Genomic DNA, 13,672 nt, shown 5'->3' with positions numbered 1-13,672 from the left:
AAGCCATGAGAGCTGATCTGGAAATCATCCAGGAATGGATCCCCGCCGGCAGCCGCGTCCTCGACCTCGGTTGCGGTGACGGCGAGCTGCTGACCTGGCTGCGCGACAACAAGAACGTCACCGGTTATGGCCTGGAAAACGACGCCGACAACATCGCCGAGTGCGTGGCCAAGGGCATCAACGTCATCGAGCAGGATCTGGACAAAGGCCTGGGCAACTTCGCCAGCAACAGTTTCGACATCGTCGTCATGACCCAGGCCCTGCAAGCGGTGCATTACCCGGACAGGATCCTCGACGAAATGCTCCGGGTCGGCCGTCAGTGCATCATCACCTTCCCCAACTTCGGCCACTGGCGCTGCCGCTGGTATCTGGCGAGCAAGGGCCGCATGCCGGTCTCGGAATTCCTGCCCTACACCTGGTACAACACGCCGAACATCCACTTCTGCACCTTCGAGGATTTCGAAGAACTGTGCCGCGAACGTGACGCGAAGGTCATTGATCGGCTTGCCGTGGATCAACAGCACCGGCACGGGTGGGCCAGTAAGCTATGGCCTAATCTGTTAGGTGAAATCGGTATCTACCGCGTCAGCAGTCCGCAACTGGCGGACCACCGGGTCGCGGTCTGAGCCTGGGCAATTGAAGGAGCACGAACATGAGTCGTCTAGCGTTGCTGTTACTCACCGCCTGCCTGAGCGCCAGCGCCATGGCGGCGGACGTCATCAAAGGTGAGCGCAAGGAAACCTTCGGCGACATCACGGTGCACTACAACACCTTCAACTCGACGTTCCTGCAACCGGATATCGCCAAGGCTGCCGAGCTGATCCGCAGCAAGAACCAGGGCGTGATCAACGTCTCGGTGGTCAAGGACGGCAAACCGGTGATCGCCAGCGTCACTGGCACGATCAAGGACCTGACCAGCAACAGCGTGGCGCTGAAATTTCGCCAGGTCACCGAACAGGGCGCGATCTACTACATCGCCCAGTACCCGGTGCCGCAGCAGGAAACCCGCACCTTTGAAATCAAGGTGCAGAACGGCGACAAGATCAACACCATCAATTTCAACCAAGAACTCTTTCCCGGCGAATGATGAACATCAAGCAGCTCGTACTGGCCAGCCATAACGCCGGCAAACTCAAAGAACTCCAGGCCATGCTCGGCGACTCGGTGCAACTGCGCTCGATTGGCGAGTGGAGCAAGGTCGAACCGGAAGAAACCGGCCTGTCGTTTGTCGAGAACGCGATCCTCAAGGCCCGCAACGCCGCGCGCATTTCCGGGCTGCCGGCGCTGGCCGACGATTCCGGGCTGGCAGTGGACTTCCTCGGCGGCGCACCGGGCATCTATTCGGCGCGTTACGCCGACGGCCAGGGCGATGCGGCGAACAACGCCAAACTGCTCGATGCGCTGAAGGACGTGCCGCAAGCCGAGCGCGGCGCGCAGTTCGTCTGCGTGCTGGCACTGGTGCGCCACGCCGATGATCCGCTGCCGATCCTCTGCGAAGGCCTGTGGCACGGGCGCATCCTCAACGCAGCCAGCGGCGAACACGGTTTCGGTTACGACCCGCTGTTCTGGGTGCCGGAGCGCGAGTGCTCCAGCGCCGAGCTGAGCCCGGCCGACAAGAACCAGATCAGCCACCGCGCCCGTGCAATGGATCTGCTGCGCCAGCGTCTGGGCTTGAAATGACCACTGATTCTTGCGCGTCGTCGCTGATCATCGGCGGCGCCGCGTCCTCGCCTCGGGCACCGCTGCCAACCCTGCCGCCCCTGGCGCTGTACATCCACATCCCGTGGTGTGTGCGCAAATGCCCCTATTGCGATTTCAACTCGCACACCGCCAGCCCGGTGCTGCCGGAGCAGGAATACGTCGACGCGCTGCTGGCCGATCTCGATCAGGATCTGCATGCGGTGTATGGCCGTGAGCTGACTTCGATTTTCTTCGGTGGCGGGACGCCGAGCCTGTTCAGCGCCGAAGCCCTCGGACGCTTGTTGCAGGGCGTCGAGCAACGCATCCCGTTCGCCGCCGACATCGAAATCACCCTTGAGGCCAATCCGGGCACCTTCGAGCAAGAGAAGTTTGTTGCTTATCGCAAGCTGGGGATCAATCGCCTGTCGATCGGCATCCAGAGTTTCCAGCAGGAAAAGCTTGAAGCCCTCGGCCGCATTCACAACGGTGACGAAGCCGTGCGTGCGGCGGGCATGGCCCGGCAGGCCGGGTTCGATAACTTCAATCTCGATCTCATGCACGGCTTGCCCGATCAGTCGCTGGACGATGCCTTGAGCGATCTGCGCCAGGCCATCGCGCTGCAGCCGACGCACATTTCCTGGTATCAGCTGACGCTGGAGCCCAATACGGTGTTCTGGAACCAGCCGCCAGTGCTGCCGGAAGACGACACCCTGTGGGACATTCAGGAAGCCGGCCAGGCGCTACTGGCCGAGCACGGTTACGCGCAATACGAAGTCTCGGCGTACGCCCAGGTCGGGCGACCGGCGCGGCACAACCTCAATTACTGGAGTTTTGGCGATTTCATCGGCATCGGCGCCGGTGCCCATGGCAAGCTGAGTCATCCGGACGGGCGCATCGTGCGCACATGGAAAACCCGCTTGCCGAAGGACTATCTGAACCCGGCGAAGAGCTTTCAGGCTGGCGAGAAATCGCTGAGCAATGACGAGATGCCCTTCGAGTTCCTGATGAACGCCCTGCGCCTGACCGCCGGGGTCGAATCGCGCCTGTATCCGGAGCGCACCGGCCTGTCGCTGGAGACCCTCGCCGAAGGCCGGCGCGAGGCCGAACAAAGCGGCCTGTTGCAGGTCGAACCGTCACGCCTGGCGGCGACCGAACGCGGCCAGCTGTTCCTCAACGACTTGCTGCAACAATTTCTGAACTGACTTCAGCTCAAAGGGAAAACGCATGGATTTGATACTCGACCTGCTGGCCACCGTCTCCCGCTGGAGCCGCAGCAATCTCTCGGAAATCGCCTTGGCGCTGGTCGGTTGCCTGCTGGTGCTGTTCGGCGCTGACTTCAAAGGCTGGGTCGAACAACGCCTGGGCAGCATCGCCGGCGCCCTGCGCGTGCCCCTGATGGCCCTGCTCTGCCTGATAGGCAGCGGCGCCGCGCTGATCTACGCCACGCCATGGGTGATCAAAGGCCTGAGCCAGTTCAACAACTACAGCCTGGCGCCGGTGCTGCTGGTGGTACTGGTGCTGATCGGCGTCGTCGCCGACCGCCGCTGACACCGCAAACACCCCGAAACGAAATGTGGGAGCGAGCCTGCTCGCGAAGGCGTCATGACATCCAACATCATCGTTGATTGTCAGACCGCTTTCGCGAGCAGGCTCGCTCCCACAGTTGATCGCAATGAAAGGGAAGTTCATGAGTAAAAAACTACTGGATGAGACGAGCAAATTTCTCAGCTTCGTGTTGCGTCACCAGCCTCAAGCGATCGGACTGAATCTGAATTCGGAAGGCTGGGCAAATATCGATGCACTGATCAGCGGCGCGGCGCGTGATGGCAGACATTTAAGTCGTGAGCTGATTGAAAACGTCGTGACCAGCAGTGACAAGAAGCGTTTTACGATTTCCGCTGATGGCCACTGTATACGCGCTGTTCAAGGCCACTCGACGAAAAGCGTTGATCTGCAATTCGAGCAGAAACAGCCACCGCAAACGCTCTACCACGGAACAGCGACGCGTTTTCTCGACTCGATCCACGAACAAGGCTTGATTCCAGGACAACGCCATCAGGTGCATCTGTCCGATGAGATCGCCACCGCGTCGGCCGTGGGTCAACGCTACGGAACGCCAGTCGTTCTGAAGGTTGCCGCGAAGCAGATGGAAGAACAGGGCTTCAAGTTCTATCAGGCCGAAAATGGCGTCTGGTTGACAGAGCTGGTGCCCGCTCGATTTCTTGCCCCCCTGTAATCTCCTCATACACAAAACAATTGTGGGAGCGAGCCTGCTCGCGAAGGCGTCTTAACATCCAACATCATCGTTGATAGTCAGACCGCTTTCGCGAGCAGGCTCGCTCCCACAGTTTTTATTGTGTGTTACTTAAGCGATCTTTTCGAACTTCAGATCCCACACGCCATGGCCAAGACGTTCGCCGCGGCGTTCGAACTTGGTGATCGGGCGTTCGGCCGGGCGCGGGACGCATTTGCCGTCTTCGGCGAGGTTGCGGTAGCCCGGGGCGACGTTCATCACTTCCAGCATGTACTCGGCGTATGGTTCCCAGTCGGTGGCCATGTGCAGAATGCCGCCGACCTTCAACTTGCTGCGCACCAGTTCGGCGAACGAGGCCTGGACGATGCGGCGCTTGTGGTGGCGGCTCTTGTGCCACGGATCCGGGAAGAACAGCATCAGGCGATCGAGGCTGTTGTCGGCGATGCAGCGGTTGAGCACTTCGATCGCGTCGCAATCGTAGACCCGCAGGTTGGTCAGCCCTTGGGTCAGCACGCCATTGAGCAGCGCGCCGACACCCGGACGGTGTACTTCAACACCGATGAAATCCTGCTCCGGAGCAGCAGCGGCCATTTCCAGCAGCGAATGGCCCATGCCGAAACCGATTTCCAGCGAGCGCGGCGCCGAGCGGCCGAACACTTGGTCGTAATCGACCGGCGCATCGGCCAGCGGCAGCACGTACAGCGGCGCGCCCTGGTCCAGGCCGCGTTGCTGGCCTTCGGTCATGCGCCCGGCGCGCATCACGAAACTCTTGATGCGGCGGTGTTGGCGCTCGTCGCCTTCGTCCGGCTGGACAGGCGTGTCGTTCGATTCAGTCATCAATGGCTCTTACTTGATCAGACCATCCAGCGGCGAAGAGGCGCTGGCATAGAGTTTTTTCGGCATGCGGCCGGCGAGGTACGCCAGGCGACCGGCGACGATGGCGTGCTGCATGGCTTGCGCCATCATGACCGGTTGCTGGGCGTGGGCGATGGCCGAGTTCATCAGTACGGCGTCGCAACCCAGCTCCATGGCGATGGTCGCGTCGGAAGCGGTACCGACACCAGCATCCACCAGCACCGGGATCTTGGCTTCTTCGAGGATGATCTGCAGGTTGTACGGATTGCAGATGCCCAGACCGGAGCCGATCAGACCGGCCAGCGGCATCACGGCGATGCAGCCGATTTCGGCCAACTGGCGAGCGATGATCGGGTCATCGCTGGTGTAGACCATCACGTCGAAGCCTTCCTTGACCAGGGTTTCGGCGGCCTTGAGGGTTTCGATCACGTTGGGAAACAGGGTTTTCTGGTCGGCCAGCACTTCCAGCTTCACCAGGTTGTGGCCGTCGAGCAGTTCACGGGCCAGGCGGCAGGTGCGCACGGCTTCGATGGCGTCGTAGCAACCGGCAGTGTTCGGCAGGAAGGTGTAGCGATCCGGCGACAGCACTTCGAGCAGGTTCGGCTCGCCTTCGATCTGGCCCAGGTTGGTGCGGCGCACGGCGAAGGTGACGATCTCGGCACCCGAGGCTTCGATGGCCTGGCGGGTTTCTTCCATGTCACGGTACTTGCCGGTACCGACCAGCAAACGCGACTGGTAAGTACGACCGGCCAGCACAAAAGGCTTGTCGCTACGAACGATGCTCATGGGGAATCCTCTTTAGGGGTGAGGGTCTTGCAGAATTCTGTGCCCTCGCGGGCCGGGCGATCAGCCGCCACCGATGGCGTGCACCACTTCGACGTTGTCGCCGTCGTTCAATGTGGTATCGGCATGCTGGCTGCGCGGGACGATGTCCAGATTGAGCTCTACCGCCACACGGCGCCCGGTCAGCTCCAGACGAGTGATCAGGCCCGCAACGGTTTCACCGTCGGGCAATTCAAAGGACTCACCGTTCAACTGAATGCGCATGCACAACGCCGCCATCATTTTTAGGGGCTGGCATTCTAGCCCGATCATGACCTAAAGGTCAGTACCAAGCGTCAAGCGGTTAGCTGCAAGCGCCAAGCGGCGAGGCCGAGGCAAACCCAACCGATGAGAAACGCCAGGCCACCAAACGGGGTGATGATGCCGAGTTTGCTGATGCCGGTCATGGTCAGCAGATACAGGCTGCCGGAGAACAACACCATGCCGACGGTGAAGGACAGGCCGGCCCAAGTAATCAGGCGCCCTTGAATCTGCGTGGCCAGCAGCGCAACGCCGAACAGCGCGAGTGTGTGCACCAGTTGGTAGGTGACGCCGGTGTGGAAAATCGTCAGGTATTCCGGCGTCAGACGGTTTTTCAGGCCATGGGCGGCGAACGCACCCAGCGCAACACCGGTGAATCCGAAAAAAGCGGCCAGCATCAAAAAGCCACGCAGCATGGGGAACTCCAGTCAGACGCCATCGGCAGGGTCTGTATAATGGCCCGCTCCACGGGTTCGGCCAAGCCATCTCTATGCTGCGTTCAATTTTCCGTCGTCTCACGAAGGCCCTGCTCTGGTTCGCCGGCGGCAGTGTCTTGCTGGTGCTGGTGTTCCGCTTCGTGCCACCGCCGGGCACGGCGTTGATGGTCGAGCGCAAGGTCGAATCCTGGGTCGACGGCGAGCCGATTGACCTGCAGCGCACCTGGAAACCGTGGAATGAAATCTCCGACGACCTGAAAGTGGCGGTAATTGCTGGCGAGGACCAGAAATTTCCCGAGCACTGGGGCTTCGATCTGCGCGCGATTCAGGCCGCTCTGGCCCACAACGAACTGGGCGGTTCGATTCGCGGCGCCAGCACTTTGAGCCAGCAGGTGTCGAAAAATCTCTTTCTCTGGTCCGGCCGCAGCTATCTGCGCAAGGGTTTGGAAGCGTGGTTTACCGCGCTGATCGAGGTGTTCTGGCCCAAGCAGCGGATTCTTGAAGTGTATCTGAACAGCGTCGAGTGGGATGACGGCGTGTTTGGCGCTGAAGCGGCGGCGCGGCATCACTTTGGCGTGAGTGCTAAGTCATTGTCGCGTCAGCAGGCGAGTTATCTGGCGGCGGTACTGCCCAATCCACGGGTGTGGAGCGCGAGTCATCCGACCGGATATGTATCGCGACGTGCCGGGTGGATTCGGCAGCAGATGAGTCAGTTGGGCGGGGACAGTTACTTGCTCGGGCTGAATGATTCGCGGCGGGCGCCTTGGGCTGAATAACACCGAAATACCAATGTGGGAGCGAGCCTGCTCGCGAAAGCGGTGTGTCAGCCTGTGTTGATGTCACTGATAAACCGCATTCGCGAGCAGGCTCGCTCCCACAGGGATTTGTGTTGAAACAGAAATAAAAACGCCCCGATCATCGCTGATCGGGGCTTTTTTTATTGCTGATGCGCCGGTTACGCGGCGATCGACAACTTGAGCTTGTTCATCGCGCTCTTTTCGAGCTGACGGATTCGCTCGGCCGACACGTTGTACTTCTGCGCCAGGTCGTGCAGCGTGGCTTTTTCTTCCGCCAGCCAGCGCTGGTAGAGGATGTCACGGCTGCGTTCGTCCAGCACTTCCAGTGCTTCGTGCAGGTTGGTGTTGGAGTTGTCGCTCCAGTCGGCATCTTCCAGTTGACGCGCCGGGTCGTACCGGTGGTCTTCCAGGTAGTTGGCCGGCGACTGGAAAGCACTGTCGTCGTCGGCTTCGGCAGCCGGGTCGAAGGCCATGTCATGGCCGGTCAGGCGACTTTCCATCTCGCGCACTTCACGTGGTTCGACGCCAAGGCTTTCCGCCACACGGTGGACTTCCTCGTTGTTCAGCCACGCCAGGCGCTTCTTCTGGCTGCGCAGGTTGAAGAACAGCTTGCGCTGGGCCTTGGTGGTCGCGACTTTCACAATGCGCCAGTTGCGCAGGATGAACTCGTGAATTTCCGCCTTGATCCAGTGCACAGCGAACGACACCAGACGCACACCCATTTCCGGGTTGAAGCGCTTGACGGCCTTCATCAGGCCGACGTTGCCTTCCTGGATCAGGTCAGCCTGGGCCAGACCGTAGCCGGAATAGCTACGGGCAATGTGTACGACAAAACGCAGGTGGGCGAGCACCATCTGCCGAGCCGCCCCCAAATCCTGCTCATAGTAGAGACTCTCGGCCAGTTCACGCTCCTGCTCCGGCGTCAGCAATGGAATGCTGTTGACGGTGTGCACATAGGCTTCCAGGTTCGCACCCGGAACCAGCGCATACGCAGGTTGCAAAGAATTGGTCATACGAAAAAACCTCCCACTTACATACTCGTGCCTCTCGGCACTGCGAAAAATTGACCGGGAACTCAGGTACAAGTTCCCATAAAAACCGCAAGGTCAATCACGCGCAAAAAAGATTCTACTTCGGCGCCAGCTCCCTGAGATGACGTGCGACTGCAATCCATGCACCGATATAACCCAACAGCACCGCGCCAAGCAAGAGCGACAGACCGTCGGCCACTGGCACACCGGCCAGGGCGAAATCACTGCCGTACAAGCCGGCCAGTCCAACCACCGCATCGTTCAGCCAGTTCAGGCCGAACGCCAATACACCCCACGACAACAGCCCTGCACCGAAGCCATACAACGCGCCCATATAAAGGAAAGGACGACGCACATAACTGTCAGTGCCGCCGACGAGTTTAATCACTTCTATCTCGGTGCGGCGGTTTTCAATATGAAGACGAATGGTATTGCCTATCACCAAAAGTAATGCAGACACCAACAACACCGTCAGACCGAAGACAAAGCGGTCGCCAAGCTTGAGGATGGCGGCCAGACGCTCGACCCAGACTAGATCAAGTTGCGCCTGTTGTACCTTGGGCAGCTCGGAAAGTTTTTGTCTTAATGCTTCGAGTGTCGGCTTGTCGACTTCGTTCGGTGTGACCAGCACCACACCCGGCAACGGGTTCTCGGGCAGTTCACGCAGGGCTTCGCCCAGACCGGACTGCTGCTGGAACTCTTCCAGCGCCTGATCGCGGCCGACATATTCGGCATCAGCGACGCCGGGCATGCCTTTGATCTGTTCACGCAACGATTCGCCCTGTTCCGGGCTGGCATCGAGTTGCAGGTACAGGGAAATCTGCGCCGCGCGCTGCCAGGAACCGCCAAGACGCTCAACGTTGTTGAGCAACAGCGACAGCCCCATCGGCAGACTCAGCGCAACGGCCATGACCATGCAGGTGAAGAAGCTGCCGATCGGCTGTTTGCCGAGGCGGCGCAGGCTGTCGAGCAGACTGGCGCGATGGCTTTCGATCCAGGCGCGAAACAGCGTGGCGAAGTCCGGGCCGTCGTCATCGTCGTGCTTTTTCTTTTTCTGCGGTTGCGGATCGGCGGCCTTCGGGGCCACGCGCTCGGAAACCTTGGGACTGCGTGTCGCACTCATACCCCGGCCTCCCCGTCGCCGATCAAGCGCCCGCGTTGCAGGGTCAGCATGCGATGACGCATGCGCGCGATCAGTGCCAGGTCGTGACTGGCGATCAGCACGCTGGTGCCCAAACGGTTGATGTCTTCAAATACACCCATGATTTCGGCGGCAAGACGCGGGTCGAGGTTACCGGTCGGTTCGTCCGCCAGCAGCAAGGCCGGGCGGTGGACGATGGCGCGGGCAATGCCGACGCGCTGTTGCTGACCGGTGGACAGGTCGCCCGGGTACAGATCGGATTTGTCCGACAGTGCCACGCGTTCCAGCGCCGAATCGACGCGCTTGGCGATCTCGACCTTGGACAGGCCGAGGATCTGCAGCGGCAAGGCGACGTTGTTGAACACCGTGCGATCGAACAGCAACTGGTGATTCTGGAACACTACGCCGATCTGCCGGCGCAGAAACGGAATCTGCGCGTTGCTGATGGTGCTCAGGTCCTGCCCGGCGAGCAGCAGTTTGCCGCTGGTCGGCCGTTCCATCGCCAGCAACAGGCGCAACAGCGTGGATTTACCGGCACCGGAGTGCCCGGTGACAAACAAGAACTCGCCACGACGGACTCGAAAGCTCAGCTCATGCAAGCCGACGTGACCGTTCGGGTAGCGTTTACCGACCTGTTCGAAACGAATCATGAACGCTCCCGCTCGGCAAACAGTGCCTGGACAAAGGGTTCGGCTTCAAAGGTACGCAAATCGTCGATGCCTTCACCGACGCCGATGTAGCGGATCGGCAAGCCGAACTGCTTGGCCAGGGCGAAAATCACCCCGCCCTTGGCGGTGCCGTCGAGCTTGGTCAGGGCCAGGCCGGTCAGTTCGACGGTCTGGTTGAACTGCTTGGCCTGGTTGATGGCGTTCTGGCCAGTGCCGGCGTCGAGCACCAGCAGCACTTCGTGCGGCGCGTCGGCGTCGAGCTTGCCGATCACCCGGCGAACCTTTTTCAGCTCTTCCATCAGGTTGTCTTTGGTGTGCAGGCGGCCGGCGGTGTCAGCGATCAGCACGTCGATGCCACGGGCCTTGGCCGCTTGCACGGCATCGAAGATCACCGAAGCGGAATCAGCGCCGGTGTGCTGAGCGATCACCGGAATCTTGTTGCGCTCGCCCCAGACCTGCAATTGTTCCACGGCCGCTGCACGGAAGGTGTCACCGGCCGCCAGCATGACTTTCTTGCCTTCCAGTTGCAGCTTCTTCGCCAGTTTGCCGATGGTGGTGGTTTTGCCGGCGCCGTTGACGCCGACCACCAGGATCACGAAAGGCTTGTTCTGCGAGGCGATTTTCAGTGGCTGTTCAACCGGTTTGAGCATCGCTGCCAATTCGGCCTGCAGAGATTTGTACAGGGCGTCGGCGTCTGCCAGTTCCTTGCGTGCGACCTTCTGGGTCAGGCGCTGGATGATCTGCGTGGTGGCTTCAACGCCGACGTCGGCGGTGAGCAGACGGGTTTCGAGGTCGTCGAGCAGGTCATCATCGATGGTCTTGCGCCCGAGGAACAGACTGGCCATGCCCTCGCCGATGCTGGCGCTGGTCTTCGACAGGCCTTGCTTGAGACGGGCGAAGAAACCGGCTTTGGTTTCCTCGGCGCGCGGGGTTTCGACGGGCGCGTCTACAGGCGCTTCGACCGGCACGATAGGAGCGACAACTGGCGCAGCGGCAAGCGGTGCAGGCTCAGGCTCGGACGGTGGAACAACCGGGGCGGCGGGTTCAGAAATGATCGGCGCTGGCTCGACAACCGGCTCAGGCACAGGCTGCGCAGCCACTTCGGCAACCGGTGCAGGAATCACTGGCGTCACATGCGGCGCCGCTTCTTCAACCAGCGCGACCGGCTCTTCTGCCACCGGCAAGGTCAGCCACGGCTCGGCGGCGGGCGTCAGCGGCAACTCGGGAGCGGCGGGCGCTTCCGGCTCGGCCTCAGCCTCCGGTTGCAGCACCGGCTCGGCGATCGGCAGCACAATCGGCGCCGGCTCTTCTTCTATTACAGGTGCTGGCGCGGGGGCCGTTTCAGGAATCGCGGGCGGCTGTTCGACGACGGGTTCCTGCGGTTTCTTCCGCAGCCATCCGAACAGGCTTTTCTTCTCGCCAGCCGCAGCTGGGCTCTTCTTGTCGTCGTTGGAACCAAACATGGAGGACGGCTATCTCACGGTAGCGACGCGCCAACAGGGCGCCCCGGCAAATAAATATTCGATGCAGAACAGACTGTGTTTCACCCAGCTTGTTCACGCGCAACATTTTGTCGAGGCACCGAAGGCACCTCAAGGATCGTATTAACGTTGGTCTACACCGGCAAAGATCGGCGAAAACGCGGAGTTTAGTGGGAAAAACACAGCTTTTCGCCGCAAACCTATACAGCCTTATCAAACCCTGAAGCCTGATAGGCGTGGCCGCCAGTAAAACGGATCAGTATCCTAGGGCGTGTCATTGATCATTACCAGTACCGCGTGGCCGCCTGAAAACGGGCCAGACAAGGCGCAGGCCGCAGGGAATGTGCTTTCCTTGCCAAGGACTGCAACGCAGTATGGCCCGTTTTCAGGCGCCACCCGGAGGGCCGGGCCTGATAGTGTGCAGGGCTGCGTTGCTCGGAGTTTATTTGGAACAACCAAACCACACTCCTCGCGCCTTGCCCTGCACACTATCAGGCGCCGGCGCGGTACTGGTAATGATCAATGACACGCCCTACCTCTCGCCCGCCGACGCTAAGACCAAGCGGGCAGCCCAACAGGTTGAAAAACGAATGAATGCTCTTGCCCGCCGCGCTGCTGGCCTGCTGCTCAGCGCAGTCTGCCTGCCCCTTTCGGCCCTGGCGGCCGACCCGCAACCGACCCATGAATTCACCCTCGACAACGGCCTCAAGGTCGTTGTGCGCGAAGACCATCGTGCGCCGGTGGTCGTTTCGCAGATCTGGTACAAGGTCGGCTCCAGCTACGAGACTCCGGGCCAGACCGGTCTGTCCCACGCGCTCGAGCACATGATGTTCAAGGGCAGCGAAAAGGTCGGCCCCGGCGAAGCTTCGCTGATCCTGCGCGACCTCGGCGCCGAAGAAAACGCCTTTACCAGCGACGACTTCACGGCTTATTACCAGGTGCTGGCTCGCGATCGCCTCGGCGTGGCCTTCGAGCTGGAAGCCGACCGCATGGCCAACCTGCGCCTGCCGGCCGACGAGTTCGCCAAGGAAATCGAAGTCATCAAGGAAGAGCGCCGCCTGCGCACCGATGACAAGCCGATGTCCAAGGCCTACGAGCGCTACAAGGCCATGGCCTACCCGGCCAGCGGTTACCACACGCCGACCATCGGCTGGATGGCTGACCTCGACCGTATGAAAGTAGAGGAACTGCGCCACTGGTACCAATCCTGGTACGCGCCGAACAACGCCACGCTGGTGGTGGTCGGTGACGTCACTCCAGACGAAGTGAAAACCCTCGCCCAGCGCTATTTCGGCCCGGTCGCCAAACGCGACGTGCCCCCGGCGAAAAAACCGCTGGAACTGGCCGAGCCCGGCGAACGCCAGATCACCCTGCGCGTGCAGACCCAACTGCCGAGCCTGATGCTTGGCTTCAACGTGCCGAGCATTGCTACTGCTGAAGACAAACGCTCGGTCAACGCCTTGCGCTTGATCTCGGCGCTGCTCGACGGCGGCTACAGCGGACGCATCCCGACGCAGCTGGAACGCGGCGAAGAGCTGGTCTCCGGCGGCTCGTCGGACTATGACGCCTACACCCGTGGCGACAGCCTGTTCACCCTGTCGGCGACGCCGAACACACAGAAGAAAAAGACCATCGCCCAGGCCGAAGCCGGTTTGTGGAAACTGCTCGAGCAGCTGAAAACCACTGCGCCGTCTGCCGAAGAGCTGGAACGCGTCCGCGCTCAAGTCATCGCCGGCCTGGTCTACGAGCGTGACTCGATCACCAGCCAGGCCACCGCGATCGGTCAACTGGAAACGGTCGGCCTGTCGTGGAAGCTGATGGACACCGAACTGGCCGATCTGGAGAGCGTGACCCCGCAAGACATCCAGAACGCCGCGAAAAAGTATTTCACCCGCGAACGTCTCAGCGTCGCCCACGTCCTGCCAATGGAGACGACTCATGAGTGAGCGCAAAACCCCACGCCTGATGCTGCTTGGCCTGATTGCTGTCGCGGTGATCGGCTCGGCAGCGGTTTATCTGTCTCCAAGCGCTGACAGCCATGCCAGCGAAGCCCTGGATAACGCAAAAACCAGCCAAAAGTTGCAATCGCTGGCAGAACTCGACGGCAAGGCCCCGGCCAGCCGCAAGCTCGATGTGCAGACCTGGAACACCGCTGAAGGCGCGAAAGTGCTGTTCGTCGAAGCCCATGAACTGCCGATGTTCGACATGCGCCTGATCTTCGCCGCTGGCAGCAGCCAGGATGGCA

16 protein-coding genes and 1 pseudogene are annotated in these 13,672 nt (G+C 60.9%); 9 read left to right on the top strand and 8 right to left on the bottom strand.

Translation table 11 applies throughout. From position 1 onward, the window contains the following. Positions 1 to 5 precede the first annotated feature (5 nt). The 6 genes from metW (at position 6) to D6877_RS09225 (ending at position 3,916) form a co-directional block, all read left to right on the top strand. Entirely contained in the window at positions 6 to 626 is a 621-nt protein-coding gene (metW, locus tag D6877_RS09250) for a methionine biosynthesis protein MetW (RefSeq protein ID WP_039757544.1), read from the top strand. A gap of 26 nt (positions 627 to 652) precedes the next feature. Then, positions 653 to 1,087, top strand: coding sequence for a DUF4426 domain-containing protein (locus tag D6877_RS09245; protein WP_016772726.1), 435 nt, complete (start codon positions 653 to 655; stop codon positions 1,085 to 1,087). Beyond that, positions 1,084 to 1,680: an RdgB/HAM1 family non-canonical purine NTP pyrophosphatase gene (rdgB, locus tag D6877_RS09240; protein WP_130910557.1), complete on the top strand. Its 597-nt coding sequence runs from the start codon at positions 1,084 to 1,086 to the stop codon at positions 1,678 to 1,680. The genes D6877_RS09245 and rdgB overlap by 4 nt, the downstream gene beginning before the upstream one ends. Continuing rightward, complete coding sequence (gene hemW, locus D6877_RS09235; RefSeq protein WP_130910556.1) at positions 1,677 to 2,882, top strand: radical SAM family heme chaperone HemW; 1,206 nt, start codon at positions 1,677 to 1,679, stop codon at positions 2,880 to 2,882. The genes rdgB and hemW overlap by 4 nt, the downstream gene beginning before the upstream one ends. 22 nt (positions 2,883 to 2,904) lie before the next feature. Continuing rightward, complete coding sequence (locus D6877_RS09230) at positions 2,905 to 3,228, top strand: DUF3392 domain-containing protein (protein WP_008083808.1); 324 nt, start codon at positions 2,905 to 2,907, stop codon at positions 3,226 to 3,228. A gap of 139 nt (positions 3,229 to 3,367) precedes the next feature. After that, positions 3,368 to 3,916 carry an RNA 2'-phosphotransferase gene (locus tag D6877_RS09225; RefSeq protein ID WP_130910555.1) on the top strand — a complete coding sequence of 183 codons (549 nt, stop codon included), beginning with the start codon at positions 3,368 to 3,370 and terminating at the stop codon, positions 3,914 to 3,916. Between the two features lie 129 nt (positions 3,917 to 4,045). Here the strand turns inward: D6877_RS09225 and trmB are convergent, their stop codons facing one another. From trmB to D6877_RS09205, 4 genes are all read right to left on the bottom strand, one after another. Beyond that, positions 4,046 to 4,771: a tRNA (guanosine(46)-N7)-methyltransferase TrmB gene (trmB, locus tag D6877_RS09220; RefSeq protein ID WP_024014663.1), complete on the bottom strand. Its 726-nt coding sequence runs from the start codon at positions 4,769 to 4,771 to the stop codon at positions 4,046 to 4,048. Positions 4,772 to 4,780: 9 nt separating this feature from the next. Then, positions 4,781 to 5,575 carry a thiazole synthase gene (locus tag D6877_RS09215; protein ID WP_007964131.1) on the bottom strand — a complete coding sequence of 265 codons (795 nt, stop codon included), beginning with the start codon at positions 5,573 to 5,575 and terminating at the stop codon, positions 4,781 to 4,783. A gap of 60 nt (positions 5,576 to 5,635) precedes the next feature. Next, positions 5,636 to 5,836, bottom strand: coding sequence for a sulfur carrier protein ThiS (gene thiS, locus D6877_RS09210; RefSeq protein ID WP_161984075.1), 201 nt, complete (start codon positions 5,834 to 5,836; stop codon positions 5,636 to 5,638). A 71-nt stretch (positions 5,837 to 5,907) separates the two neighbouring features. Continuing rightward, complete coding sequence (locus tag D6877_RS09205; RefSeq protein ID WP_122881808.1) at positions 5,908 to 6,288, bottom strand: DUF423 domain-containing protein; 381 nt, start codon at positions 6,286 to 6,288, stop codon at positions 5,908 to 5,910. Between the two features lie 74 nt (positions 6,289 to 6,362). On the opposite strand from D6877_RS09205, the gene mtgA reads away from it, so the two are divergent. Next, on the top strand, positions 6,363 to 7,085 hold the full coding sequence (mtgA, locus tag D6877_RS09200) for a monofunctional biosynthetic peptidoglycan transglycosylase (protein ID WP_095181330.1): 723 nt from the start codon (positions 6,363 to 6,365) through the stop codon (positions 7,083 to 7,085). A 179-nt stretch (positions 7,086 to 7,264) separates the two neighbouring features. Here the strand turns inward: mtgA and rpoH are convergent, their stop codons facing one another. The 4 genes from rpoH to ftsY all read right to left on the bottom strand — a co-directional run bounded on the left by rpoH (position 7,265) and on the right by ftsY (position 11,409). Beyond that, positions 7,265 to 8,119 (bottom strand): RNA polymerase sigma factor RpoH, encoded by an 855-nt coding sequence (rpoH, locus tag D6877_RS09195; protein ID WP_016772717.1) that lies wholly within the window; start codon positions 8,117 to 8,119, stop codon positions 7,265 to 7,267. Positions 8,120 to 8,234: 115 nt separating this feature from the next. Beyond that, positions 8,235 to 9,260: a permease-like cell division protein FtsX gene (ftsX, locus tag D6877_RS09190; protein ID WP_053124717.1), complete on the bottom strand. Its 1,026-nt coding sequence runs from the start codon at positions 9,258 to 9,260 to the stop codon at positions 8,235 to 8,237. After that, positions 9,257 to 9,928, bottom strand: coding sequence for a cell division ATP-binding protein FtsE (gene ftsE / locus D6877_RS09185; protein WP_016772715.1), 672 nt, complete (start codon positions 9,926 to 9,928; stop codon positions 9,257 to 9,259). The genes ftsX and ftsE overlap by 4 nt, the downstream gene beginning before the upstream one ends. Further along, on the bottom strand, positions 9,925 to 11,409 hold the full coding sequence (gene ftsY / locus D6877_RS09180) for a signal recognition particle-docking protein FtsY (protein WP_130910554.1): 1,485 nt from the start codon (positions 11,407 to 11,409) through the stop codon (positions 9,925 to 9,927). The genes ftsE and ftsY overlap by 4 nt, the downstream gene beginning before the upstream one ends. Positions 11,410 to 12,017: 608 nt before the next feature. Between ftsY and D6877_RS09175 the strand changes: the two genes are divergently transcribed. Then, positions 12,018 to 13,373 (top strand): pitrilysin family protein, encoded by a 1,356-nt coding sequence (locus D6877_RS09175; RefSeq protein ID WP_125916683.1) that lies wholly within the window; start codon positions 12,018 to 12,020, stop codon positions 13,371 to 13,373. Further along, a pseudogene (locus D6877_RS09170) lies at positions 13,366 to 13,672 on the top strand (insulinase family protein); the annotation flags it as partial. The gene D6877_RS09175 and the pseudogene D6877_RS09170, both read left to right, overlap by 8 nt.

The organism is Pseudomonas sp. Sample_9 (assembly GCF_004307535.1).
Taxonomy (GTDB): Bacteria; Pseudomonadota; Gammaproteobacteria; order Pseudomonadales; family Pseudomonadaceae; genus Aquipseudomonas; species Aquipseudomonas mercuritolerans.
The sequence above is the reverse complement of the archived record's forward strand: the minus strand, read 5'-3'. Positions and strand labels throughout refer to the sequence as shown.